Below are 23,782 nucleotides of genomic sequence, written 5' to 3'. Positions count from 1 at the left end.
ATACACGAGGGGAATCATGGCGTTGGATTGGGACAAGCTCAGGGTATTTCATGCAGCCGCGCAGGCAGGGTCGTTCACCCATGCCGCCGAGACATTGCATTTGTCGCAATCCGCCATCTCGCGGCAGGTGAGTGCGCTGGAGCATGATGTCGGCGTGCCGTTGTTTCATCGCCATGCGCGCGGGCTTGTGCTGACCGAGCAGGGTGAGATGCTGTTCCGCACGGCGCATGACGTGCTGATGAAGCTGGAATCCATCCGCTCGCGTCTGCTTGAAACAAAAGACCACCCGACCGGTGTTCTGCGGGTGACGACAACCGTTGGTCTGGGTACCGGCTGGCTTACCGACCGGACCAAAGAATTTCTGGAGCTTTATCCGGAAATCAACCTGCAGCTCGTCTTCACTAATGAGGAGCTCGACCTGACCATGCGACAGGCCGATTGCGCAGTGCGCCTTCGGCAGCCTCAACAGCCGGACCTCATTCAGCGGCGCCTGTTCACCGTGCACCTGCACGTCTTTGCATCTCAGGAATATCTCGACCGCCATGGTGTGCCGAAATCCGCTGCCGACCTCGACCGCCATCGGATCATCACATTCGGAGAACCGGTGCCGAGTTATCTGGCAGGGCTGAACACTCTTGAGACCGTCGGGCGGCCCGATGGTGAGAAACGACCAAGTGTTCTTCAGATCAATGATCTGATGTCGATCCGCAAGGCCGTGAAGCGAGGGGTCGGTATCGCCATGCTGCCGGATTACATGTCCGGCAAGGATTCAGGGCTCGTTTCCATCCTCGAAGAGCTTGAGGGCCCATCCTTCGATACATTCTTCGTGTATCCCGAAGCGATGAAGAACCAGGCTAAGCTCAAGGCGTTTCGTGACTTCATGTTCTCAAAGGCCCGTAACTGGTCTTATTGATTGATTTCTGAAGTCCAGCTGATTGTTCCACCCCAACACGGCGCGTCTGGCGGTTGCTGTCAGCAAGCCTGTCTTCGGGTTCTGCCTGCATAAACAGCAATGCCCTCTTTGAAAGCGTATCGGGATCCGGAAGCTCCCCCGCTTTTGGGGCACACCTGCTTGCGAAGCGGGCAGGCAGATGCTCATAGCTGCCGCTGTCTTGGTCTTATTGCATTGCTGCGGGCATTGGACCACAGGTCGCGTGTTTTTGCATGTGTGCGTTGCAAAATAGTTGCTTGTTCATTGTGCAGTCGTGGCTCATATATAAGCCATCTCCTGAGTGCGTTCTCCTCCCATTAGCGCTCACGAGTGTTCCCCTCTGGAGGTTTAGCCTTATAGGCACTTCCAACAAACTCAGCCGGATCTTATGATCCGGCTTTTTTGTTTTAGCCAACCTGATCGCGCTTCTGCTTATGTTCGCATGAGTACGTTGTTGCCGTCCTTTGTCTGTACATTTTGCTCTGCTTTCCCGGCATGTTGCTCCTCAGGGAGATGGTCAGCTGATGCTTTTTCGCAGGCATTGAAGCGCGTCACGCAGGTTCTGGTGGCGCGTAACGGTCATGTAACCCCTGTAACGTGACGGGACCGGCGGAACTTCTGTAGTCATATCCTGAGGGCGCGGCCGGCTTTCAGGGGATGGGGGCATCTTCCGGAAAGCCGGGTCTCAGGCGACGGCCGCGTCCGTCTTATTCTTGCTGGCAGATGCCGGCACCCTCCCTGCGGCGGACCTGCCGTTTCCTCCCCCGGAGACGGTCCGCAACAAACGGCGACAGGCTCTCCCTGTCGCCGTTTGTTTAAGCATGGCTTATTTCAGCCTGTTATGCCGCCTTGCCGGCTGCGTTCATGACCACATCTGCCAGGCGACCTGTCAGCTCCGCCATGTGGCTGAAACTCGCAACATAGTTGCCGACGCCGGAAGTTGCCGATCGCAACTCGATGATGAGATCTCCCATTTCGGCTTGCGGCATGGTTGCTCTCACCACATCCCATCCCGGCCATCCGCTGCGGGCGTCGTAACCCAGGATCTGGCCCCGCCGCTGGGGAATGATGGCGATGATGCGTGCAGTTGCCTCGGATGGTGTAAAGATTTCCACCTCCATGATCGGCTCCAGCAGAACGGGGGAGCATGCAGCCATTCCCTCCTTCATGGCCAGGCGTGCCGCCACCTGGAATGCCATGTCGGAAGAATCGACGGTATGATACGAGCCGTCGCTGAGGTTGACCGCTATGTCGACAACCGGAAAGCCGAGCGTGCCGCATTTCAGATAGTCGCGAACGCCGGTCTCCACGGAGGGAATATATTGTTTCGGAACCACGCCGCCGCTGATGGTGTCGGTGAATTCGAAGCCGCTTCCACGCGGGAGCGGTCTGATTTCGATGACGACATCCCCGAATTGCCCATGGCCACCTGATTGCTTCTTGTGACGACCGCGCTGTTGCGTTCCCTTGCGGATGGTCTCCCGATAAGGAACTGCCGGAGCGTGGCCTTCGACGGCAATCTGGTTGCGACCTTCGAGGCGCTCGCGCACCACACGAAGATGCATCTCGCCGTGACCTGAAAGCACCGTTTCTGCGGAATCCTGATTGTGAGCGAGGCTGAGGGAGGGGTCCTCTTCTGCCAGCCGCTGCACGGCTGCGGACAGTTTCACATCATCCTTGCGTTCTTTTGGCCGCAACGCGAAGGCGTAAACCGGTTTTGGCGGAACCAGTTCGATCAGGGATTCCCGTCCGCCCTTTGCGGAAGTGAGGGTCGCCCCGGTGCGGACGCCCTCGAGCTTGCCAAGCGCAACAGTATCGCCGGTTGCAGCATCTGCGATTTTCGTCTGGTCCTTTCCAAACATCCGGTAGAGGCCGGACACTTTGGCAGCTTCGCCATTCGGTAGAAAAAGCTCGACGCCGTCCGACACCTGACCTGCCAGTATTCGCGAGACGGAAAGCTTTCCGCCGTGCGGTGTATGGATCGTTTTCATGACCTGCACGAGCGTGGCGCTTTCGTCATCTGCCACGCCCAACCGGCGTCGCGTTGTCTCGATGCCAGGCGCATCGTGGCGGATTGCCTTCAGCAACCGCAGAACCCCGTTGCCCTTTTCTGCGGTGCCGATGAGCACGGGCGTCACCCGCCCTTCGCGCAAATCGGCGACAAGATCGTCGAATACGGCATCGCGAGGCGGCTCGATCTCTTCCAGCAACTGCTCCATAAGGGCGTCGTCATGATCGGCCAGCGTTTCCAGCATGGAGAAGCGCGCCTCGATCTCGCGTGCTTTATCGTCGCCGGGAATATCGGCAACTTCGCTCGCCGCGTATTCACGGTAGATGTAAGCGCGCTCCAGCGCCAGATCGATCGAGCCGATGACGACCCCATCCTTGCGCAACGGGATCTGGCGCAGAAGCAAGGGCACTGAACTTGCCGGCTGCAGGGTTTTGAGTGCTTCGCGCACTCCGGCTGCGGCTTTGTCCACTTTGTTGAGGAACAGGATGCGGGGTATGCCGAGTTCATCCAGCCTGCGCATGATGAGCTGCAGGGCCGGGATTTTCTTTTCGTCAGGCTCGGCAACTACCACTGCCAGATCACAGGCAGCCAGAATGGGCTCGGCCTCGAAGGCGAATTCGATCGAACCGGGGCAATCGACGAAGGTGAAGGTATCTCCCATGAATTCGACTGTTGCGAAGGTCGCTTCCACGCTCATCGCGTGTTCACGAGCTTCGGGGGAGTGGTCGGAAACCCTGTTTCCTGAGGCGATTGGATTTTGGCGGGCAATTGCGCCCGTGCGGGCAAGAATGGCTTCGAGAAGCGTCGACTTGCCGCTTGAAAAGGGACCGACGATGGCGATGCACTTCGGTCCCGTGCGTCTTCCTCCGGCGCGATTATCCATGGCTGACCTCCGCTCAGGCATTTTTGACGGGAGCGGCGGCCGGCCTGAAGACCGTCGCGCGGAGGCACTATCGACGTCTATCGTGGAGAGCTGCCTTCCGTAAGGGCATGGTCACATGGCTTGGCGGATGGGGCAAGGGGGCATGAGACAGCGTCATGGAACTGCAAAAGAAAAGCCCGGCCTGAAGCCGGGCTTTTCTTGAGTCTTCTGAATCGCTTGCGATGGTCAGCTCAGGCTTGCCGTGAAGCGCTGAATGCGTGTGCAGGCTTCTTCAAGAAGCGTGTCCGACGTGGCGTAGGAGATGCGGAAATTCGGTCCAAGGCCGAAGGCCGTGCCAAACACAACTGCCACGCCTTCCGCTTCCAGCAACTCGGAAGCGAAAATTTCGTCGTTCTCGATCACCTTTCCGTCTTTCGTCTTCCTGCCGATCAGGTCGGCACAGGAGGGATAGACGTAGAACGCGCCTTCCGGCGAAGGGCAGGAAATGCCGCGTGCCTGATTGAGCATCGAGACAACGAGGTCGCGACGAGCCTGGAAGATCGCCTTATTCCTGCCAATGAAGTCCTGCGGCCCGTTCAGCGCCTCGACCGACGCCCATTGAGCGATGGTGCAGGCACCTGAGGTCTGCTGACCCTGGATCATGTCCATGGCCTTGATAAGCTGCAGCGGGCCAGCGGCATAGCCGATGCGCCAGCCGGTCATGGCGTAGGCCTTGGACACGCCATTCATGGTCAGCGTGCGCTCGTACAGGTTGGGCTCCACCTCGGCGATGGTTTTGAACACGAAGTCGCCGTAGGTCAGGTGCTCATACATGTCATCGGTCAGCATCCATACCTGCGGATGCTTCAGGAGAACGTCTGCCAGCGACCTGAGCTCGGCTTCCGTGTAGGCGGCGCCCGAGGGGTTGGACGGCGAGTTCATCACCAGCCATTTGGTCCTGGGCGTAATCGCCTTCTCAAGTGCCTCGGCGGTCAGCTTGAAACCGTTGTCGATCGAGGTTTCTGCGAAAGCGGGCGTACCGCCGCACAGCGCGACCATCTCCGGATAGCTGACCCAGTAGGGGCGGGGGATGATGACTTCGTCGCCGGGGTTCAGCGTCGCCATGAAGGCGTTGAACAGGATCTGCTTTCCGCCCGTGCCGACGATGGTCTGCTCAGGCTTGTAATCGAGATTATTCTCGCGCCGGAACTTGGCGGCGATGGCTTCGCGCAGCGGCGCGATGCCGGATACCGGCGGGTACTTGGTCTCACCACGGCGAATGGCCTCGATCGCGGCATTCTTGATGTTGTCGGGCGTGTCGAAATCCGGCTCGCCGGCGCCCAGTCCGATCACATCCCGGCCCGCGTTTTTCAGCTCGCGCGCTTTCTGCGTTACCGCGATGGTCGCGGAAGGCTTCACGCGGGAAAGGGCGTCGGCAAGAAAGGCCATTGGAACGTCTCCGATATATGGCTTGAACGGGGAAATTTCTGCACGTCTCTAATGTCGCATTGCGTTACTCAGCGCAAGTATCCTTCGTTTGCCGAGTTGATGGGCGGTGTGTTTCGCCGGAACGGCCAAAGGGTGATTAAGTGGCTCTTAAGCGTTTGCTGACAATCTGATGGAATGCCGAAAAAGTGAGCGGAAGACTGCAAAAGTGGGGCGCAGAACCGGGCTGGACCACATAGAGCGCGAGGAAAACGGAACCGCTGTCGGACAGTGGGGTATGTTCACGCTCAGAAGCGCGTTCCAGCCCATCTTCGGATTCCACCAGGGGAAGTTGCGCATCGAGGCTTTCGAGGCTCTCATCAGGCCGTTCCGGGACGGCGAGCCGGAAACCCCATCCGCCTTCTTCGCGACCTGCAATGCCGAAGACAGATTGCAGGTGGAAGGATTGACCCGGACGCTGCACTTTCTCAATGCAGCAAAATGTCTGCCCGACGATGCCACGCTTTTCATCAATATCGATCCGTCGGTATTTACCGCACAGGACATAGGCGACGGTACGCTGCGCGACATAAGGCTGGTTCTGAACAGCGTCGGTATCGAACCTGCACGCGTGGTTTGCGAAGTCACGGAAAATCCCACCGGATCGCAGCAGGCCTTTCACAGCTTCGTGTCGGGCTTGCGTGCCAACGGCTTCCGTATCGCGGTGGATGACTATGGTGCCGATGAGTCCGACATAAAGCGCATCAGGGAACTGATGCCCGATATCGTCAAGTTCGATGCGGTGTGGATCAACCGGCTGATGGAAACCGATGCAGGCTTCGTCCTGCTTTCTAACATGGTCAAATCCTTCGAGGATCAGGGAATAAGAACCGTTTTCGAGGGGATGGAGGAGGACTGGCAGATCGATCTGGCCGAGAAATCCCGTGCTTCGATGGTGCAGGGCTTTGTGCTGGCGCGCCCGCAGATAGCCTGCCCGGAATTGAAGACCATGGGTATGGCGCCAGCTCCTGCATCTGAACAGGGCTCGCCGGAAAAACCGGCAGGCTCAAGGCCCGCCCATTCTCCCAGGGCCTTTGGACGGCGGGTGGTGAAATGACATCCAGGGCCAGGCGGCGGAAGCAGGTTGCCGATGCCATATTCGCAGACGAAATCGGCCTCGAATATGCAATCCATGAGGACTTTCGTCTGCGCAGCACCTACCAGCCCATTTTCGAACCGCGCGGCAGGTTGTTGCGCATGGTGGCGGTCGAGGCCGCCGTTGAAGCGCATCGGCGAGGCTGTGCCGTTTCCGCAGCTGAGTTCCTCGATACGGTCGCCCCTTGCGAAAGGCTGTATGTGGATGCCTTGTGCCGGATGCTGCATCTGCGCAACTACCGGCATGTGGGCGTTGAAGGAGTGAAGCTGTTCTTCAACTTCGACTTTGCCGCAAACGACCTTGACGGCCGCATGGTGGCAGAGCTGCGCCAGATGGCGGGAAGGCTGGATGAACTCGGGCTGCATCCCGCCCGGCTGATGTGCGAGGTCGTGGTGTCGTGCAGCGACGACAGCGAGACGCTTGACGTTCTGGTGCAGGAAATGCGGGCAGGCGGGCTTGGCGTGGCGCTTGCCAGTTTTGGAACCGGCAACGACACGGAGCGCTTGCTGAATCTGATCCGTCCGGATCTGGTGCGTGTCGATGGCGCTCTCTTCGCGCTCCTGTGTTCCTATCCCGCTGCCGGCCGCTTGTTCGGCCGGCTCGTTTCCGTGGTGCAGGACAGCGGGGTAAGGGTGCTCGTCGAGGGCATTGCCACGCCCCGGCAATTAGAGGTTGCTCTGGAAGCTGGTTGCGATCTCCTGCAAGGTTCGTTGCTGGCCAGACCACTTTCGGCCGGGGCATTCTTCGATGACGGGCCGCTGGCAATCCAGCATTTCCTGCCGTCGGCCCGCGAAGCGTCCGAGCAGGCTTTTTGATCTTCCCAGAAAATTAACTCATTGGAAGCGGTGACGTGGCTGCGCAATATGCGGGGCCACGGAGATTTTTCGATGACTGTGCTTTACGGAATGACCGACAGCGGCAACTGCTACAAGCCGCGTCTGCTGCTGGCGAAGCTGGGCCGGCCCTTCACCCATGTCGAAGTGAGTTCCCGCGACGGGTCCACTCGTACGCCCGAATTCCTGACACGCAATCCGAATGCCATGGTTCCGGTGCTTTTGCTGGAAGACGGCCGGCTGCTTGCCGAATCGAATGCCATGCTGCTGCATCTCGCCGAGGGCACGCGCTTTCTTCCCCATGACAGCTATGAACGGGCGCTGGCCTATCAATGGCTGTTCTTTGAGCAGTACAGCCACGAACCCTATATCGCTGTTCGCAGGGCGTTGCTGACCTATCCCGAGCGTGCGGCAGCTGCCACGCCGGAACGTCTGGCGCTGACGCTGGAGCGCGGCAACAAGGCGCTCAGTGTCATGGAGGCGCATCTCACAGGACATGATTTCTTTGCAGGCACTGCGCTGAGCGTGGCGGACATTGCGCTCTATGCCTACACCCACACGGCGGACGAGGGCGGCTTTACCCTGAACGACTATCCGCAGGTGTCGGCGTGGCTGCGGCGGGTCGAGCAGGATCCGGGACATGTGCCGCTTGCCTGGGTGCCGGACGCCTGATCCGAAGCCTGCCTTTGGTCAGCGGGACGATGTGCTTGCGAACAGCGTGACCGGCATGCCTTTGTAGGGGTTGGTGTGCATGGCCAATATCCAGAGGCACACGCAGACCACGACGCTGAAGATCGCCAGCGCGTTTCTGCCGGCCTTCGGAACTTCGGCGTGAACCATGGCGATGGTGATCATCGCCATGACGGTCAGGCAAAGCACGAGATACCATTTGGTCAGGTCAACGGCAGTCTGGCCAATGGCGAGGCGCTCGTTGCGGGCATCCTGCAACTCGTCGAAATCATTCACGGTCTTGCTGACGAGAGGGGAGGCGATGCCTCTTTTGACCATGTCCACGATGCCGATGCGTATCTCCTGAAGGGCGTCGTCGACCAGCGGATTGGGGACGCGGTTCAGCGTCTCCTGCCATTCCGTGGTGCGGGCCAGATCGGCATAGTTGCGCACTGCCTCGTTCATGGCGGGCAGGTTCAATGCCGCTTCATCGGATACGCCGATCAGGCGCATGACGGCAGACCGCTCGGCTGTTGCGGCGCTGTCGGCGCGGGCATCGAGCGACCACACGTCGGAAGCGGCAAAGCCCATGGAGAGCGCCCAGGCCGTGGAGACGACGCCGAGGAAGGCGGGTGTGGGAACCTGACCCGGCATGCCTTTGAAGAGCCGCGAGGCAATGTTGAGAAATGAAAGGCCTATGGCCAGTGTGCTGAGGCAGAAGCCTGCAATGACAAGGAAAAGAACCGGCGAGGACTGAGCGAGCAAAGTGTGCATCGCTCAATTCCAGCACGACACCCTTAAAATGGGGTCAATGCGCTGTGCTTATCACCCGAAACCAGAAAGGCGGGCAAAGCCCGCCTTTCCGGATCGGTAGCCTGACGGGAAGCTTTATGTCCGGGCCGGCAGACAATCCGCTGCTCGGCTGGTCGGGTCTTTCAGCTTCGGCGCGCTTCCAGCGCGACCGCCAGTACATCCGTGGCTTGTCGCGCAGTCCGGGTCTTTTCAGACCCGGCGCGCGCTCACGCTGGGTCAGGCTGCTTCGAGCGATCCAGCGGACGACTTGCCGGTGCGGCGGTCCTGCTCGATCTCGAAGCTTACCTTCTGGCCGTCAGCAAGCGAGGTGAGACCTGCGCGCTGCACGGCAGAGATGTGGACGAAAATGTCCGGGCCGCCATTGTCGGGCTGGATGAAGCCGTAACCCTTGGTGGCGTTGAACCACTTGACGGTTCCAGTTGCCATATGCGTATTCCTTCAACTTCTGCTTTGTCTAAGACCGGAAATACATCCGGCCGGTGGTATCGAGATTTTGGAGATAGACGGCAGCAAGCTCTTAGGAACGCGCGGCCCGGATCGATCGGCCGAAATATCAACGGTACCAATATAAGCTGTGCTTGTGATGCTTTCAAGAGGCTGCAATAAGCCTAATTTACGGAACAATGCAGGCCACAACAGCGTTTCTGATACCTTGCATTGCGGAGGATGCCATGCGGATTTCCAGATTGATCGGACTGGCCATCGTGGGGGCTGGCTGCCTCGTCGCGGCGGGGCAGGCCCATGCCATATCCCGCTACGATCCGACGCGCATGAGCTGCGGTGCGATCCAGGACAGGGTGGCGCGCGAGGGCGCAGTGATCCTGCGCTACACGTCGAAGCGCAATCCCAACCTGCCGATCTATGATCGCTATGTGCTCAACAACCGGTTCTGCCCGGCGGGGCAGGTGCGCGAGAGGGCCTATGTGCCGAGCGCCGATGCTTCTTCGTGTCCGGTCTACAAATGCGTGCAACCGGAATTCGAGCGCCGGGGCCGCATCTGGCGATTCGGGCACTGAGATTTCTGAAGTCATAATGCCCTCTGCTCAGAAACCGAAGGATTGCTGGGCCGACGGCGGCGGCCCGATCTGCACGCCCTCCAGTTCCAGCATCTTCTGCTTGGTTGCCGAGCCGCCCGGCGCCGAAAAGCCACCGATCCGCCCGCCAGCCGCGACGATGCGGTGGCAGGGCACCACCAGCGGCACCGGATTTGCGCCGAGGGCGACACCGGTTTCACGGGCCATGCCCTCATGCCCGGCGCGGCGGGCAAGCTCGCCATAGGTAATGGCTTCACCGAAACGCAGACGCCGCGCGGCCTCGTAGATGTCGAGGCGGAAGGCCTCCATTCCGGCGAGATCAACCTCGACATCGGAAAAGTCGATCGTGTTTCCGTCGAAATAGGCTTCGATGCGGGCGACCAGTTCCGCGGCCTGCGCGCGTGGCGAATCAATGGCCGCGCCGTGGTCCGACAATCGTCGTTCCACAGCCGTCCTGCTTTTTTCCGGCAGGCACAGGCGCGTGATGCCGGCATGTCCCCACGCAAAGCCGGCAAAGCCCATCTTTGTCTGGAAAACGGTATTCCCGGCAGTCTTCATGGCGCTGGCGTCTTCGTTCGGAATGTTACGCACTGACATATTATCTCATCTGTCCGGCTCGCCCACCACCCGAAAACAGCGCCGGTGCAGGTTGCTCCGCCGAATCGGCTGGTGTAATGACCGCTTAACCGAACAACGGACTTTGAACGTCTCTTGCCAGCGAAGCTCAAAATCGTCGCCCTTGGCATGGTGCTGGCCGCAACCGGTCTTTCCGGCTGCACCACCACCTCGCAGACCAGCCAGAGCTTTGCCGAGACGACTGAAGCAGATGGTGGCGATGCCGGTTTCGCGCTGGCGCTGCCGGACATGGTCGCTGTTCTCCCTGAGAGCGCTTTTGCCGGGACGACGGCGACTGCCGATGTCGCTTCGCTTCAGCCGCAATTGCCCGCCCCGATGCAGCCGGGCGAGACGCCTGTCGCCGCGCTGGCGCTGGCTGCCCAGCCTGCCGCTTCCCCGATCCAGCTTGCTTCCGCAGCCGCGCTGCCACGCGCAGAGCCTGCCGTGCTGACCACCGCCGAAGATCCGGCGCCGGCTTCGGGCGGCCATGTCGACGGGCTGATCGCCAAATATGCCAATGTCTACGGCCTGCCCGAACCGTTCGTGCGCCGCGTGGTCAACCGCGAAAGCACGTTCAACCCGAGCGCCTACAACAATGGCCATTGGGGCCTGATGCAGATCAAGCACGCGACGGCGCGGGGCATGGGCTATGAAGGGCCGGCCAAGGGCCTTCTCGATGCCGAAACCAACCTGAAATATGCCGTGAAATATCTGCGCGGCGCCTGGCTGGTTGCCGATGGCGACGAGAAGCGGGCCGACCGGCTCTATCAGACCGGATATTATTACCACGCCAAGGAGCGCGGCATGCTGGGCATCACCGGGCTCGGCAAGGACCGCAAGCGCCGCCGTGAACCGGCCGCCGCCACGCCGGCGGTTCTGGTCGAGACGCCGCAGCAGGTCGACCTGCCGATCGCGCTGAACTGATCTTTTCACCGTTTTTCTCTTCCCGCGCATGATGCGCTGCATACGCTGCGTGATGCTGGCCGCGCAATGCCGGCCGCGCCCGCGCGCCGCCACGCCCGGAAAACCGTCTGGCCATTGATCGCATCAGGATGACGGGCGGCCGTCAGGTCGCTCGTAAGATGTTTTTGGGTGCGGCCTTGCGACCGCCCGTCCGGCGTCCTACCGGGCCCGGCTGGCTACAGCCCTTCTGGCCGCGCATTCCTTGCGAAACGCGCGTGCAATGGACCGACCCGTTCCCGTTTCCGGGATGGTCTGAGCCGGACTGCCGCATTACCAAGCAGCCCAGCCTGCGGCGAACCATCGGTCCCTTCGCCAGGCACTCCCGGTCGGCGGCCCGCCCTCACGTTCAGGGTTCGCCACCGCGCCGTCCCATCCCAGGCCTGCCATCGTCATGACCGGCTTTCCCGCAGGAAGGGCAAGGGACATGATAGGCGAGGCGCAGAGAGTGGGGATAAAATAAGGGGCCGGCGCAAGAGGGGGAGGCGGCGCGCCTGCTTCAATTCATCACGATCGTTCTGACGGATTGCCGCGTCTTCATCCAAACGCAGGGAGCGGTGCGAGAGGTCGATCGAGCATCGCGCCAATCGTAAGCCGGTTATCGTTTTTTGCCTCTGCTATAGGCATGAAGGCGAGGAATTTCCAGTATTTAGCGTTCAGCATCCGTGAACAAAGTGGACATAAACCGAGCCTTTCAGCGAGCGGAAAGGAGACCTATCTCCCTGATATCAAGGCAGGCAAGAAGCTGCCTCGAGACAAATCGAAACCCGATCCAAGGAGTTTATCATGATCAGGATTATCGCTTCCGCAGCCGCTCTCGCACTGGTGTCGGGCTCTGCTTTCGCCGCCTCGATCAGCGGGCCGGTGGCTTCCTATGACGCACAGGCACGCACCATCCATTTCGAGAATGGCGAGACCGCGTCGATCCCTGTTCATGTTGCCGTACCGGCCGATCTGGCCGCTGGCTCGCATGCAACGGTCCAGATCAATGACAATACGGGCCTGATTGGCGCCGTGTTCTCCAGCACCCTGCTCGGCAGCTAAGCATCAGTGACCGTTAAAAGGGCCCCGCAACGAGCGGGGCCTTTTTTTATTGGCGCTGCGGGCTCTGCCTGATGTTGCCGTGACAGATTGCAGCCGCTGATCATGGACCAGACAGAGATTGCATTACCCGGTTTCAGGCCCCGGAGCTGGAAAGCTTCATCAGAACCAGACCCGAAACGATCAGCGCTGCGGCTGCGACACGCATCGGGGTGACAGCTTCGCCAAGCAGCACGATGCCGACGACAAAGGCGCCGACCGCGCCAATGCCGGTCCACACCGTGTAGGCGGTTCCAAGCGGCAGCGACTTCATCGACACCGACAGCAGTGCGAAGCTTGCGATCATGGCAATGATGGTGATGACACTCGGTGTCAGCAGGCTGAAGCCTTCCGACTTCTTCATGTAAAACGCCCACACGATTTCGAGTAAACCGGCGACCGCCAGATAAATCCAGGCCATGGTACGGCCCTCCTTTGATTGCCGGGCCGTCCCGGTTTTTCGATGGTTTTGAAGAGAGGCCGTCCTCACTCCGGATAATTGGTACGATTGTGGCCTCCGGTCAATGACCGGGATGCAACGCATCGTTCAGATACATGCAGGTGAGCATCGTGAAGATATAGGCTTGTATGACCGACATCAGCAGTTCCAGCGCTGTCAGGCCCACGGTCATGGCAAGCGGCAGAACGGCGCCGGCGATGCCGAGTGCGCCTTGTTCGCTCAGCGAAACCACAAATCCCGCAAAGACCTTCAGTGTGATGTGCCCGGCCAGCATGACCGCAAACAGGCGCACTGAATGGCTGACGGGCCGGGAGATGTAGGACACGACCTCGATCGGCACGAGGATGGGCGCGAGCACCAGCGGAACGCCGGGCGGCATGAACAGACGCAGGAAGCCGAGACCGTTGCGGATCAGCCCGTAGACGGTGACGGTCAGAAACACCAGCATGGCCAGCGCAAAGGTGACGATGATGTGGCTGGTGACCGTGAAGGCATAGGGAAACATGCCGATCAGATTGGCGACGAGCACGAACATGAATAGAGAAAAAACCAGCGGGAAGAAGCGCATGCCTTCTTCGCCGGCATTGTCGCGCAGGGTTTTTCCGATGAACTCAAACAACAGCTCGGCGCAGGATTGCAGCCGGCCCGGCACGATGGCGCGGCGTCGCGTGGCCAGCAGCAGAAAGCCCGCGCCGAGCCCCACGGTGAGCACCATGTAGGCTGACGCATTGGTGAAGCTGAGATCGAGCCCGCCAATTTCGAGCGGGACAATCCGCGAAATCTCAAACTGTTCGATTGGTCCGGCCATGGCGCGGCCCTCCTTCGAGTGGCCGGGCCGTCCCGGAATTCTTCAACTGAGGCGAGGGTCGTCCCCCGCGAGGCTTCCCCTAGCCAACGCCACGGCTTTCGTCAATGGAAGGGCGTTGGCCGGGGGCTGAGCCGGGGGCAGGCGGGCGCGGATGCCGCAGAAGATCGGCACCCGCAGGCGTGGCCGCCTGGCCGATATGCGGGCCGCTACTGGTTGATTTCGGGTTCGACCAGTCTCGCCAGCTTGTGCAGGGAGTCCTGCCAGCCCAGATAGCAGGCGTCCGGCGGGATGATGTCGGGCACGCCATGCTGCTCGATATGGATTTCGGTGCCCATGGAAACGGCCTTCAGGGTGACGGTGACGCGCATTTCGCCCGGCAGGTTCGGATCGTCGAAGGTGTCGGTGTAGACGAGGCGCTCGCCGGGCACGAGTTCGACATAGGTGCCGCCGAAGGAATGGCTCTGGCCGGTCGTGAAGTTGCGGAACGACATTCTGTGCCGGCCGCCGACCTTCGCATCCATTTCATGCACGGTGCAGAGAAATCCGTAGGGCGGGAGCCAGCTTGCAATGGCATCGGCCTCGGTGAAGGCGCGGTAGACCTTTTCGGGGCCGGTTGCGAGCACGCGGTGAAGTCGGATTGTAGCGGGCATGTGACAGTCTCCTCCTGATGTGGCGTTACGGTTGGTGGTCCGTGGCCCCCGGCCCGAAAAGCAGACGCAGATAGCGAATGAGGTGGTCGATGCTGTCGGCGGCGATTTCAGCGCCGCCTCTGGCCTTGGCGAGAATGAAGGCCCCCTGAAGGACGGCCTGCGTGTGCAGCGCCAGCGAAGCAGCACTCCACTCCGCCAAGAGGCCGCGCGCCTGGATGGCAGCTTCTATGTCGGCTTCAAGGGTTGCCGCGTGGGCGCTGATGCTGGCGTTGCAGGCCTCGCGGATGGCGGGCGCGGTCTCGTAGCTCTCCTGCACCATGGTGCCGACAAGACAGGTGAATTCCGGCACGCCGCCCCGCAGCAGCGCCTTGCGGAATTCCAGATAGCCGATGATACGCGCGAACGGATCGGCATGCATGTGATAGGGGGCAGCCGCGAACAGGGCTCCGGTGATCTGCGACCAGTGGTTCGCAGCCGCGACGCCAAGCTCTTCCTTGCTTTTGAAATGATGGAAGAAAGCCCCCTTGGTGACGCCGGCCGTCGCGCACAACTCATCGACGCTGGTGGCCGTATAGCCTTTCGCACGGATCACCGACAAAGCGGCATCCAGCAGCTTCAGCCTGGCATCCGGTCTGGCAGCGGGTGTTGGCATCGAGTTTCACCTTTCACGAAAATCATACCGACTGGTTGGTATGTTGTCAACGAAAGGGGCAGCGCGAAGCGGAGATGCTGATGGGGTTCGCTGAGAGCGGGGAGGCTGGGGATGGCTGGCTGGGGAGGGATCGTCGATGAGCTGGGAGGTAACAGGCACCCCCGGCTTGGCACGCGTTGAGCTTGGCGTGCGAGGGGGAGAATGGCACGAACACTGTGGGGAAAGGGCCGTGTGGCGGGCCGGATGGACTGGGGGCTGGAGAGCGGAAAGAGGCGGGGAGACGTGTGCGCGAGCGATGGGGAACGGCGGGAGGACGAGAAGACGCGGGTGTGACGGAATTGGACGGGCCGGATGGATGGGGTCTGGAGAGCGGAAAGGGGCGGGGAGACGTGTGCGGGAGGGATGGGTGACGGCGAGAGGACGAAAAGGCGCGGGTGTGACGGAATTGGACGGGCCGGATGGATGGGGTCTGGAGAGCGGAAAGGGGCGGGCAGACGTGTGCGGGAGGGATGGGTGACGGCGAGAGGACGAAAAGGCGCGGGTGAGAAGGAGTTGGGGCGGGCGGGATGGATGGGAGTTGGAGCGTTGGAAAGGGGGAGACAAATGCGCCGGAGGGGGCAGAGGGTCGCGGACGAGAAGGAGGTAGGGGCAACGGTGCCACCCATGCGGCAACCCGGAACTGGTGTTCGCGATCCTCGATGCCACCCCGCCCGGAAGGGTGTGGGCATCAACGAAGGCGGGGGAAGGTCGCAGCCGATGACGGTCTGTGGCCTGGGGCAGTTCCTGCCAATGTCGTGCGGGCTCTCAGCCTGCATGGGCAGTTGTTCAGGTTCAGGGCAGTGCGGAAGGGATCCTTGCGTTCTGACGGCTGCGTGTCCTCGGGGGAGCGGGCTTCCGTCCACATCCCCGGTCTGCCACAAATCAAACAGGCAGGGTGTCCGGGGAGGGCCGGATCGATCGGGGGAGCAGGAAGCGGAAGGGGCGAAGGGGGACGGGCGAAGGGTGTCAGGCTTCTGTGGAATGGTCCTGCCGGTTGCGGTCGCGCCATGTTGCGGGGCTCAGGGAGGTGACGCGGCGGAATTCGCGGTTGAAGTTGGACTTGGTCTGGAAACCCGACTCCAGCATGGCGGCGGTGACGGAGATGCCGGTCTGGCGCAGCAGCCGGCAGGCTTCGGCGATGCGATAATCGTTGATGTACTGGGAGACGTTCCTGCCGGCGAGGCGGTTGATGGCACCGGAAATCTGTCTGGCGGGAACGCCGGCGCGGCGCGCCAGCCGCGACAGCGTCAGGTTCTCGTCGAGAAACAGTTTCTGGCCGGCGAGCAGGGTCTCGACACGACTGAGGATCTCCCGGTCCTGCTCGGGAGAGGCGATCTGCACGGCTTCCTGAGCGGGTTCCGGGAAGGCTTTGGCGCCCGCGGCGACAAGGGTGGTCGCACCGATCATCAGCAGACCGAGCAGGCTGCCATTGCCGGCGATCAGGGCGGCATGATCGCCGCGCGTCCATTCGAAATCCAGCCAGATCACCAGATCGAACAGCGCGGAGATGCAAAGTGCTGCGGCCGCGATGACAAGGGCGCGATGGGCCGCGACGGCTTTGTCGAAGCGGGCCTCGTCGAGGGCGTCCGGACCGCGTTTTCCAAGCTGGAGCAGGGCGACGGCATAGCCGAGGAACAGCGCCACCAGCGCGATGTCGATGGACTGGGGCGCTGCGACCAGAAGCAGGGCTATCACCACTGGCGGCAGCCAGTGGAGCCATGAACTCCCGCCCTGATCCGCTTCGCTGCGCGCGATCAGGCAGCGGAAGCTCGCCAGCGTGAGCGGTGGCACACAGGCGGCCAGAACCGGCAGCACATAGCGCAGAGCGGTGAGGTCATAGCCCCAGCGCAGCCCGACCAGAAAGGTCTGCAAGGCACACAGGGCAATGAGGGCCAGAAACGGCCGGTTGACCTTGGCCTGATCGGTGGTGCGCAGCAATGCCGCCAAAAGGATCAGCAGCAGCAAGGCGACGACGAAAGGCAGAGGGACGAAGATCATCGGTGCTTCATGAGGTTGGATGGCGGACGCAGATAATGGCCCGGATCGCGATCGGGTACGACCTCAATCGTGATCGAGGAGGCATCAAACGCACGGTTCCCGCACTGTCGGGCCGTCCTTCCAACACATAGGAAACCATGATGTTCAATATGCAGACGTTTTATGCCGCCGCATTTGCCGCCGCGATGGCCACGCCCTCTTTCGCGGCGGAGGTCGGCGTGCGCCAGATTTCTATCGCCGCCGCTCCGACCGATCACGGACGCGACCTGCATGTGACGGTCTGGTATCCGGCGGAAGACGGCGGCGAGCCGGTCATGATCGGCGCCAACAGGGTGTTCGAGGGCGCGCCGGCCGTGCCCGACGCGACACCGGCACAGGGCCGGTTTCCGCTGGTGGTGCTGTCTCACGGCTCGGGCAGCCGCGTTCAGGGCATGAGCTGGCTGGCGACGGAACTCGCCAAGGCGGGCTTCGTCGTGGCCGGTCCGAACCATCCCGGCACGACCAGCGGCTATTCGACACCGGGCGACACGCCGAAACTGTGGCAACGGGCGGCGGACCTGTCCGCCGTGATCGACAGGCTGACAGGCGAGGGAATGGCGGGCGAGGGGGTGGCCGGTGACGTGCAATGGCAGGGCCTTGTCGATGCCGACAGGATCGGCGTGGTCGGCTTTTCGCTCGGCGGGGCGGCGGCGATGCTGAGCGCCGGCGCGCGCGCCGATCTGGAGGCCTATGCGCGCTATTGCGACACGTATGACAAGTGGGACTGCGCCTGGTATGCGGGCGGGATCGGCTATGTGAACGAAGCGCAGGTCAAGGTCGGCAAGGTGGACCTGCGCGCCGTCGACAAGACGCTGTTCGAGCAGTCGAACCTCGATCGCCGCATAAGATCCGCCGTGCTTGTCGATCCGGGTCTGGCACAGGCCTATGACGCGCAGAGCCTGAAGGACATTTCCATTCCGATGAGCTTCATCAATCTGGGAAGCGCAGGCACCGTGCCGCCCGGCGTGATCGCCGACGAACTGGCTGCGCTGACGCCGAACGGGACCTACGCCGCCGTCGCGGACTCCGTCCACTACAGCTTCCTGCCGGAATGCAGGGAAGGGGCCGCCGAGATTCTGCGGTCCTCCGGGGAGGACGAACCGATCTGCGAGGATGGCGGCGCCCGGTCCCGCGCCGATATTCATGCCGAACTGGTGCGGCTGATACGCGACGATCTGGAACGTACGCTTGCACGCTGACGGGGAAGCGTCCTGATGAATGTCTGCCTGCGGAGCGCTGGCGAAGCGGCGCTCTGCAAACAGGCCGCGCATGAGGACGCTCGAAAACGTTGCAGGCAGGGCCTGAAACAGGCCGGCCTGGTTTCCCGGACCGGCTGTCTTTATTTTTCCTGCGCTCCATGCGATTCTAAGAAAAGGGACACCGCTCCTGACCGGTCATGCGCACTGCCGCCTCTGCCCATATTTTCAGGAGCATGCGATGGGTTCTTCCCCAGTTCATACCATTACCTTCGGCCGCGTGGCCCCATGTCTGCCGGTTCGTGACATTCAGGCAGCCTTTGCTTTCTACTCCGGTGTTCTCGGCTTTCAGAAAGTTTTCGAGAACGGCGATCCTGTCGGGTTCATGGTGCTGAAGAAGGATGCCGCCGAGATACATCTCAGCCAGAACCGGGCGCATGTCGCGACGACGGTCAATGTGTTTCACATGTTCGTCAGCGACATCGACGCGTTTCATGCGATCTGCGAAGCGGCGGGCGTGCGGATCATCAAGGCGTTGAAGGACAAGGACTACGGCCAGAGAGCATTCGTTCTTGCCGATCCCGATGGCAACCGGATCGATGTTGGGGAACGACGTCCGGCCTGATCGCTAGGCGGCAGCACCAACAAAAAAAGCCGGGTCGAAACCCGGCTTTTTTAGGGAGTTCGCGCCGCTCAGAAATAATCCTGCAACGGGCGCACTTCGAGGGAGCCGGCCTTGAGGGCGGCGATGGCTTCCGCCACGGCGGCCATGCCGGCCAGCGTGGTGTAATAGGGCACCTTCTGCATCAGCGTGGCGCGGCGCAGCGACTTGGAGTCCGACACCGCCTTCTGGCCGTCCGTGGTGTTGAAGACGATCTGCACCTGACGGTTGCGGATGGCGTCCTCGATGTGCGGGCGGCCTTCGAGCACCTTGTTGATCTTCTCCGCCGCGACTCCGTTCTCGGCGAGGAAGCGCTGGGTGCCGCCGGTGGCGAGCACGCGAAAACCCTGTTCGGCGAGACGGCGCACCGGCTCAAGCACACCCTGCTTGTCGTCGTCGCGCACCGAGACGAACAGCGTGCCGGAGCGCGGCAGATCGACGCCGGCGCCCAGCTGCGCCTTGGCGAAGGCCAGCGCATAGTCGCGGTCGAGACCCATGACCTCGCCGGTCGACTTCATCTCCGGCCCGAGCAGGATGTCGACGCCGGGGAAGCGCGAGAACGGGAATACGGCTTCCTTGACCGCGATGTGGCCGGGATTGCGCGCGTTCGGCTTCTCGCCATAGTGGGCGAAGGCGGCGTCCAGCGTCTCGCCGGCCATGATGCGGGCGGCGACCTTGGCGATCGGCTTGCCGACCGTCTTGGCGACGAACGGCACGGTGCGGCTGGCGCGCGGGTTCACCTCCAGCACATAGATGGTGCCGTCCTTGATGGCGTATTGCACGTTCATCAGGCCGCCGACATTGAGCGCCTTCGCGAGTGCGGCCGTCTGGCGCTCCAGCTCGTCGACGATCTCGTCGGAGAGGGAGTGGACCGGCAGCGAGCAGGCCGAGTCGCCCGAATGGATGCCGGCTTCCTCGATGTGCTCCATGATGCCCGAGACATAGACGTTGTCTCCGTCACAGAGGCAGTCGACATCGACCTCGATGGCGCCCGACAGATAGGTGTCGAACAGGAGCGGGTTCTTGCCGAGCAGCGTGTTGATCTGGCCGGTCTTGTCGTTCGGGTACTTCTGCTTGATGTCTTCCGGCACCAGCTCGGGCACGGTGTCGAGCAGATAGGTCTGCAGCATCGCTTCGTCGTGGATGATCTGCATGGCGCGGCCGCCCAGAACGTAGGAGGGGCGCACCACCAGCGGGAAGCCAAGCTCGCCGGCCACGGTGCGGGCCTGCTCCACCGAATAGGCGATGCCGTTTTCGGGCTGGGTGAGGTCGAGCTTCTGCAAGAGCTTCTGGAAGCGGTCGCGGTCTTCGGCGAGGTCGATCATGTCGGGCGAGGTGCCGAGGATCGGAATGCCGTTCTTCTCAAGCGCTTCGGCGAGCTTCAGCGGGGTCTGGCCGCCGAACTGGACGATGACGCCGACCAGTTCGCCGCGCGACTGCTCCATTTTGAGGATCTCGATGACATCCTCGGCGGTGAGCGGCTCGAAATAGAGACGGTCGGAGGTGTCGTAGTCGGTCGAGACCGTCTCCGGATTGCAGTTGATCATGATCGATTCATAGCCGGCCTCGGCCAGCGCGAAGCAGGCGTGGCAGCAGCAATAGTCGAACTCGATGCCCTGTCCGATGCGGTTGGGGCCGCCGCCAAGGATGACCACCTTCTTTCGGTCCGAAACGCCGGCCTCGTTGGCGGGGGCGCCGGCGAAAGGCTGCTCATAGGTGGAATACATATAGGCGGTGGGCGAGGCGAATTCGGCGGCGCAGGTGTCGATGCGCTTGTAGACCGGGTGGACGGCCAGCGAATTGCGCAGATGCGCGACCTCCTTCGGCTTGGTGCCGATAAGCGAAGCGAGGCGGGCGTCGGAAAAGCCCATGGCCTTGACCATGCGCATATTGGCGGCATCCTGCGGCAGACCATGCTCGCGGATGCGGGCTTCCATGGCGATGATGCCGGCGATCTGCTCCAGGAACCACGGGTCGATCTTGCACATGGCGTGCACGTCTTCCAGCGAAGTGCCCATGCGGATGGCCTGCGCCACCATGCGCAGACGGTCGGGCGTCGGGGTGCCGAGGGCGGCGCGGATGGCGTTCTTGTCATCGCCCTGGCCAATACCGGGGATTTCGATCTCGTCGAGGCCGGTGAGGCCGGTTTCCATGCCGCGCAGCGCCTTTTGCAGCGATTCCTGGAAGGTGCGGCCGATGGCCATGACCTCGCCGACCGACTTCATGGCGGTGGTCAGGGTCGGCTCGGCGCCGGGGAACTTCTCGAAGGCGAAGCGCGGGATCTTGGTGACAACGTAGTCGATGGTCGGCTCGAAGGAGGCGGGCGTCGCGCCACCGGTGATGTCGTTGTCCAGCTCGTCCAGCGTGTAGCCGACGGCGAGCTTGGCCGCGATCTTGGCGATGGGGAAGCCGGTGGCCTTGGAGGCGAGCGCTGAGGAGCGCGACACGCGCGGGTTCATCTCGATGACGACGAGGCGGCCATCGGCCGGGTTGACGGCGAACTGGACGTTGGAGCCGCCGGTCTCGACGCCGATCTCGCGCAGCACCGCGATCGAGGCGTTGCGCATGATCTGGTATTCCTTGTCGGTCAGCGTCAGCGCCGGCGCGACGGTGATGGAATCGCCCGTGTGGACGCCCATCGGATCGATGTTCTCGATCGAGCAGATGATGATGCAGTTGTCCGCCTTGTCGCGGACGACCTCCATTTCATACTCCTTCCAGCCGAGCACGCTTTCCTCGATCAGAACCTCGGTGGTGGGGGAGGCGTCGAGGCCGGACTGGACGATCGAAAAGAATTCCTCGCGGTTGAAGGCGATGCCGCCACCGGTGCCGCCGAGCGTGAAGGAGGGGCGGATGATGGCGGGCAGGCCGACCGCATCCAGCGCTTGCGCGCCGATGCCCATGGCGTGCGAGACATAGCGCTGCTTGCGGTCGCCTTCGCCGAGGTTCCAGCTGGTTTCCAGCGCGTCGAGTTCCTTGTCGGACGCGCCGGAGGCCTTGAGCGCGGCGCGCTCGGCCTCATGCTTCTTGCGGTCGGCGTCCTTGACCTCGGTGGCATTGGCCAGCATCGACTTCGGCGTTTCCAGCCCGATCTTCGCCATCGCCTCGCGGAACAGGGCGCGGTCCTCGGCCTTGTCGATGGCGTGCGCGTCGGCGCCGATCATCTCGACATTGTAGCGCTCCAGAACGCCCATGCGGCGCAGCGACAGGGCTGTGTTGAGCGCGGTCTGGCCGCCCATGGTGGGCAGCAGCGCATCCGGGCGCTCGCGGGCGATGATCTTGGCCACGACTTCCGGGGTGATCGGCTCGATATAGGTGGCATCGGCCAGATCCGGGTCTGTCATGATGGTGGCCGGGTTGGAGTTGACCAGAATGACGCGGAAGCCTTCCTCGCGCAGCGCCTTACAGGCCTGTGTGCCGGAATAGTCGAACTCGCACGCCTGCCCGATGACGATAGGGCCTGCACCGATGATCAGGATGGATTTGATATCGGTGCGTTTTGGCATGGCGGGGTCCGTTATGGCTGTGCATGCGAAGCACCGGCGCCGGTTTTCCGGGTCGGTTCACGCTGCGTGGATTCTTGGTTCAGGCTAAGGGGGCCTTATAGGGGAGAGTTTCCGCCGATGTAACCCCGAAAAATGCATGTTTGCCCAGCGAATACGCATAGACCGGCAAATTGTCGATGCCGTGAGGCTGCGGAGCGGCGGGCGGAACGACCGGCGGGGCAGGGCGTTGTTGCCATGACCGGAACCGGCGGCCGAGATTGGTCATGACTCGGTCCCATGTATACGGTATCTATCGAAGCCGAAGGGACAAGGCTGGCCTGCGAGGTCTGCCAGAGAATGAGGACGACAAGCGCATGCGCTGGAGAGGCCGTCGCCAGAGCGACAACATTGACGATCAGCGCGGGCAGGGCGGTTTCGGCCGGCCCGGAAACATTGGCAGCGGCCCCGGCCGTATGCGCATACCGATCGGCGGGCGCGCCGGCGGCGGCGGATTGTCCACGATCGTCATACTGGTGGTGCTGTTCTTCGGGCTGAAGGCCTGCGGCATCGACCCGATGCAGGTGCTGACCGGCGGTGGCGGCGGACTGTTGCCGGGTGAGGACAGCGGCCGCACGACGTCGAGCGAAACCGGCCCGGGCTCCAGTTCAGGCTCGGCCCGCAACGACGAGATGAAGCAGTTCGTGGCCACGGTTCTGGCCGAAACGGAAGATGTGTGGAACGGCATCTTCCAGGCGAACGGCCTGACCTATGAGGAGCCGAAGCTGACGCTGTTCGAGGGGCAGATCCGCTCGGCCTGCGGCTTCGCGTCATCGGCTTCCGGCCCGTTCTACTGCCCGGCCGACAAGAAGGTGTATCTCGACACCTCCTTCTTCCGCCAGCTTTCCGAGCAGTTCGGCGCGTCCGGCGACTTCGCAGAAGCCTATGTGGTTGCGCATGAGGTGGGCCACCACGTGCAGAACCTGATCGGCGTGCTGCCGAAGTTCAACCAGATGCGCCAGCGCATGAGCGAGTCGGAAGCCAACCACATGTCGATGCAGGTCGAGTTGCAGGCCGACTGCTTCGCCGGCGTATGGGGACACTACACGGCGCAGAAGGGCATTCTTGAAGAGGGCGATCTTGAGGAGGCGCTGAACGCCGCCCAGCAGATCGGCGACGACACGCTGCAAAAGCGCACGCAGGGCTATGTGGTTCCCGAGACCTTCAACCATGGCACCTCGGCACAGCGCCAGAAATGGTTCGCACGCGGCTACAAGAGCGGCAAGCTCTCCGACTGCGATACGTTCAACAACCCGATCTGACGCGGGAAAACTCTCCATCCTGCCGCCATTGCCTGAAGGTGGGGGCCTGAAGGTGGGGGCCTGAAGGTGGGGGCCTGAAGGTGAAG

21 protein-coding genes are annotated in these 23,782 nt (G+C 62.1%); 10 read left to right on the top strand and 11 right to left on the bottom strand.

The genetic code is table 11. The features are described from left to right. Window positions 1–16: 16 nt before the first annotated feature. Window positions 17–913, top strand: a complete 897-nt coding sequence (locus AC5XE7_RS11520; RefSeq protein ID WP_183832564.1) for a LysR family transcriptional regulator — start codon at window positions 17–19, stop codon at window positions 911–913. Window positions 914–1,770: 857 nt separating this feature from the next. On the opposite strand, the gene AC5XE7_RS11515 is transcribed toward AC5XE7_RS11520, so the two are convergent. Together AC5XE7_RS11515 and AC5XE7_RS11510 are read right to left on the bottom strand one after the other, a co-directional pair. Continuing rightward, window positions 1,771–3,825 (bottom strand): elongation factor G, encoded by a 2,055-nt coding sequence (locus AC5XE7_RS11515; protein WP_495366141.1) that lies wholly within the window; start codon window positions 3,823–3,825, stop codon window positions 1,771–1,773. Between the two features lie 225 nt (window positions 3,826–4,050). Beyond that, window positions 4,051–5,253, bottom strand: a complete 1,203-nt coding sequence (locus tag AC5XE7_RS11510; RefSeq protein WP_495366140.1) for a pyridoxal phosphate-dependent aminotransferase — start codon at window positions 5,251–5,253, stop codon at window positions 4,051–4,053. Between the two features lie 205 nt (window positions 5,254–5,458). Here AC5XE7_RS11510 and AC5XE7_RS11505 point away from each other — a divergent pair, with 205 nt between their 5' ends. From AC5XE7_RS11505 to AC5XE7_RS11495, 3 genes are all read left to right on the top strand, one after another. Next, window positions 5,459–6,346, top strand: a complete 888-nt coding sequence (locus AC5XE7_RS11505) for an EAL domain-containing protein (protein WP_495366139.1) — start codon at window positions 5,459–5,461, stop codon at window positions 6,344–6,346. Next, window positions 6,343–7,200, top strand: coding sequence for an EAL domain-containing protein (locus AC5XE7_RS11500; protein WP_495366138.1), 858 nt, complete (start codon window positions 6,343–6,345; stop codon window positions 7,198–7,200). Before AC5XE7_RS11505 ends, AC5XE7_RS11500 begins: the two co-directional genes overlap by 4 nt. Window positions 7,201–7,272: 72 nt before the next feature. Then, window positions 7,273–7,890 carry a glutathione S-transferase family protein gene (locus AC5XE7_RS11495; RefSeq protein ID WP_495366137.1) on the top strand — a complete coding sequence of 206 codons (618 nt, stop codon included), beginning with the start codon at window positions 7,273–7,275 and terminating at the stop codon, window positions 7,888–7,890. 18 nt (window positions 7,891–7,908) lie between these two features. Here the strand turns inward: AC5XE7_RS11495 and AC5XE7_RS11490 are convergent, their stop codons facing one another. Together AC5XE7_RS11490 and AC5XE7_RS11485 are read right to left on the bottom strand one after the other, a co-directional pair. Beyond that, window positions 7,909–8,661: a bestrophin-like domain gene (locus AC5XE7_RS11490; RefSeq protein ID WP_495366136.1), complete on the bottom strand. Its 753-nt coding sequence runs from the start codon at window positions 8,659–8,661 to the stop codon at window positions 7,909–7,911. A gap of 255 nt (window positions 8,662–8,916) precedes the next feature. Continuing rightward, on the bottom strand, window positions 8,917–9,126 hold the full coding sequence (locus tag AC5XE7_RS11485; protein ID WP_183832557.1) for a cold-shock protein: 210 nt from the start codon (window positions 9,124–9,126) through the stop codon (window positions 8,917–8,919). Between the two features lie 245 nt (window positions 9,127–9,371). Here AC5XE7_RS11485 and AC5XE7_RS11480 point away from each other — a divergent pair, with 245 nt between their 5' ends. Beyond that, window positions 9,372–9,716 carry a hypothetical protein gene (locus AC5XE7_RS11480; RefSeq protein ID WP_239799256.1) on the top strand — a complete coding sequence of 115 codons (345 nt, stop codon included), beginning with the start codon at window positions 9,372–9,374 and terminating at the stop codon, window positions 9,714–9,716. Window positions 9,717–9,743: 27 nt separating this feature from the next. Here AC5XE7_RS11480 and AC5XE7_RS11475 read toward each other — a convergent pair whose 3' ends face one another. Next, window positions 9,744–10,331 carry a methylated-DNA--[protein]-cysteine S-methyltransferase gene (locus tag AC5XE7_RS11475; RefSeq protein ID WP_495366135.1) on the bottom strand — a complete coding sequence of 196 codons (588 nt, stop codon included), beginning with the start codon at window positions 10,329–10,331 and terminating at the stop codon, window positions 9,744–9,746. Between the two features lie 114 nt (window positions 10,332–10,445). Between AC5XE7_RS11475 and AC5XE7_RS11470 the strand changes: the two genes are divergently transcribed. Further along, entirely contained in the window at window positions 10,446–11,273 is an 828-nt protein-coding gene (locus AC5XE7_RS11470) for a transglycosylase SLT domain-containing protein (protein ID WP_495366134.1), read from the top strand. An 822-nt stretch (window positions 11,274–12,095) separates the two neighbouring features. Continuing rightward, window positions 12,096–12,353, top strand: a complete 258-nt coding sequence (locus tag AC5XE7_RS11465) for a DUF1344 domain-containing protein (protein ID WP_495366133.1) — start codon at window positions 12,096–12,098, stop codon at window positions 12,351–12,353. Between the two features lie 133 nt (window positions 12,354–12,486). On the opposite strand, the gene sugE is transcribed toward AC5XE7_RS11465, so the two are convergent. From sugE to AC5XE7_RS11440, 5 genes are all read right to left on the bottom strand, one after another. Continuing rightward, window positions 12,487–12,810 carry a quaternary ammonium compound efflux SMR transporter SugE gene (sugE, locus tag AC5XE7_RS11460; protein ID WP_495366132.1) on the bottom strand — a complete coding sequence of 108 codons (324 nt, stop codon included), beginning with the start codon at window positions 12,808–12,810 and terminating at the stop codon, window positions 12,487–12,489. Between the two features lie 100 nt (window positions 12,811–12,910). Beyond that, window positions 12,911–13,657, bottom strand: a complete 747-nt coding sequence (locus tag AC5XE7_RS11455) for a F0F1 ATP synthase subunit A (protein ID WP_495366131.1) — start codon at window positions 13,655–13,657, stop codon at window positions 12,911–12,913. A 206-nt stretch (window positions 13,658–13,863) separates the two neighbouring features. Further along, complete coding sequence (locus tag AC5XE7_RS11450; RefSeq protein WP_495366130.1) at window positions 13,864–14,307, bottom strand: SRPBCC family protein; 444 nt, start codon at window positions 14,305–14,307, stop codon at window positions 13,864–13,866. A 25-nt stretch (window positions 14,308–14,332) separates the two neighbouring features. Next, complete coding sequence (locus tag AC5XE7_RS11445) at window positions 14,333–14,959, bottom strand: TetR/AcrR family transcriptional regulator (RefSeq protein WP_495366129.1); 627 nt, start codon at window positions 14,957–14,959, stop codon at window positions 14,333–14,335. 1,005 nt (window positions 14,960–15,964) lie between these two features. Continuing rightward, a complete protein-coding gene (locus tag AC5XE7_RS11440; protein WP_495366128.1) occupies window positions 15,965–16,996 on the bottom strand; it encodes a helix-turn-helix domain-containing protein in 1,032 nt (343 codons plus the stop codon). A 140-nt stretch (window positions 16,997–17,136) separates the two neighbouring features. Here AC5XE7_RS11440 and AC5XE7_RS11435 point away from each other — a divergent pair, with 140 nt between their 5' ends. Together AC5XE7_RS11435 and AC5XE7_RS11430 are read left to right on the top strand one after the other, a co-directional pair. Next, window positions 17,137–18,234 (top strand): alpha/beta hydrolase family protein, encoded by a 1,098-nt coding sequence (locus AC5XE7_RS11435; RefSeq protein ID WP_495366190.1) that lies wholly within the window; start codon window positions 17,137–17,139, stop codon window positions 18,232–18,234. A 238-nt stretch (window positions 18,235–18,472) separates the two neighbouring features. Continuing rightward, window positions 18,473–18,856: a bleomycin resistance protein gene (locus AC5XE7_RS11430; RefSeq protein WP_495366127.1), complete on the top strand. Its 384-nt coding sequence runs from the start codon at window positions 18,473–18,475 to the stop codon at window positions 18,854–18,856. A gap of 68 nt (window positions 18,857–18,924) precedes the next feature. Here the strand turns inward: AC5XE7_RS11430 and carB are convergent, their stop codons facing one another. Further along, window positions 18,925–22,398, bottom strand: a complete 3,474-nt coding sequence (gene carB, locus AC5XE7_RS11425) for a carbamoyl-phosphate synthase large subunit (RefSeq protein ID WP_495366126.1) — start codon at window positions 22,396–22,398, stop codon at window positions 18,925–18,927. A 353-nt stretch (window positions 22,399–22,751) separates the two neighbouring features. On the opposite strand from carB, the gene ypfJ reads away from it, so the two are divergent. Further along, window positions 22,752–23,696, top strand: a complete 945-nt coding sequence (gene ypfJ / locus AC5XE7_RS11420) for a KPN_02809 family neutral zinc metallopeptidase (protein ID WP_287947997.1) — start codon at window positions 22,752–22,754, stop codon at window positions 23,694–23,696. The last annotated feature ends 86 nt before the right edge of the window (window positions 23,697–23,782 follow it).

The sequence above is a fragment of the Aquamicrobium sp. YD-1-mutant5 genome (genome assembly GCF_059509755.1).
Note: the sequence above shows the minus strand (reverse complement) of the source record. Positions and strands in the feature narration are given on the sequence as shown.

What these genes read in the sequence shown, in the direction of transcription:
- AC5XE7_RS11435 (WP_495366190.1), top strand. Translation starts at nt 17,137, where the DNA reads ATGTTCAATATGCAGACGTTTTATGCCGCCGCATTTGCCGCCGCGATG.
- ypfJ (WP_287947997.1), top strand. Translation starts at nt 22,752, where the DNA reads ATGCGCTGGAGAGGCCGTCGCCAGAGCGACAACATTGACGATCAGCGC.
- AC5XE7_RS11475 (WP_495366135.1), bottom strand. Translation starts at nt 10,331, where the DNA reads ATGTCAGTGCGTAACATTCCGAACGAAGACGCCAGCGCCATGAAGACT.
- carB (WP_495366126.1), bottom strand. Translation starts at nt 22,398, where the DNA reads ATGCCAAAACGCACCGATATCAAATCCATCCTGATCATCGGTGCAGGC.
- sugE (WP_495366132.1), bottom strand. Translation starts at nt 12,810, where the DNA reads ATGGCCTGGATTTATCTGGCGGTCGCCGGTTTACTCGAAATCGTGTGG.
- AC5XE7_RS11490 (WP_495366136.1), bottom strand. Translation starts at nt 8,661, where the DNA reads ATGCACACTTTGCTCGCTCAGTCCTCGCCGGTTCTTTTCCTTGTCATT.
- AC5XE7_RS11480 (WP_239799256.1), top strand. Translation starts at nt 9,372, where the DNA reads ATGCGGATTTCCAGATTGATCGGACTGGCCATCGTGGGGGCTGGCTGC.
- AC5XE7_RS11465 (WP_495366133.1), top strand. Translation starts at nt 12,096, where the DNA reads ATGATCAGGATTATCGCTTCCGCAGCCGCTCTCGCACTGGTGTCGGGC.
- AC5XE7_RS11430 (WP_495366127.1), top strand. Translation starts at nt 18,473, where the DNA reads ATGGGTTCTTCCCCAGTTCATACCATTACCTTCGGCCGCGTGGCCCCA.
- AC5XE7_RS11440 (WP_495366128.1), bottom strand. Translation starts at nt 16,996, where the DNA reads ATGATCTTCGTCCCTCTGCCTTTCGTCGTCGCCTTGCTGCTGCTGATC.
- AC5XE7_RS11500 (WP_495366138.1), top strand. Translation starts at nt 6,343, where the DNA reads ATGACATCCAGGGCCAGGCGGCGGAAGCAGGTTGCCGATGCCATATTC.
- AC5XE7_RS11445 (WP_495366129.1), bottom strand. Translation starts at nt 14,959, where the DNA reads ATGCCAACACCCGCTGCCAGACCGGATGCCAGGCTGAAGCTGCTGGAT.
- AC5XE7_RS11495 (WP_495366137.1), top strand. Translation starts at nt 7,273, where the DNA reads ATGACTGTGCTTTACGGAATGACCGACAGCGGCAACTGCTACAAGCCG.
- AC5XE7_RS11450 (WP_495366130.1), bottom strand. Translation starts at nt 14,307, where the DNA reads ATGCCCGCTACAATCCGACTTCACCGCGTGCTCGCAACCGGCCCCGAA.
- AC5XE7_RS11515 (WP_495366141.1), bottom strand. Translation starts at nt 3,825, where the DNA reads ATGGATAATCGCGCCGGAGGAAGACGCACGGGACCGAAGTGCATCGCC.
- AC5XE7_RS11485 (WP_183832557.1), bottom strand. Translation starts at nt 9,126, where the DNA reads ATGGCAACTGGAACCGTCAAGTGGTTCAACGCCACCAAGGGTTACGGC.
- AC5XE7_RS11455 (WP_495366131.1), bottom strand. Translation starts at nt 13,657, where the DNA reads ATGGCCGGACCAATCGAACAGTTTGAGATTTCGCGGATTGTCCCGCTC.
- AC5XE7_RS11510 (WP_495366140.1), bottom strand. Translation starts at nt 5,253, where the DNA reads ATGGCCTTTCTTGCCGACGCCCTTTCCCGCGTGAAGCCTTCCGCGACC.
- AC5XE7_RS11520 (WP_183832564.1), top strand. Translation starts at nt 17, where the DNA reads ATGGCGTTGGATTGGGACAAGCTCAGGGTATTTCATGCAGCCGCGCAG.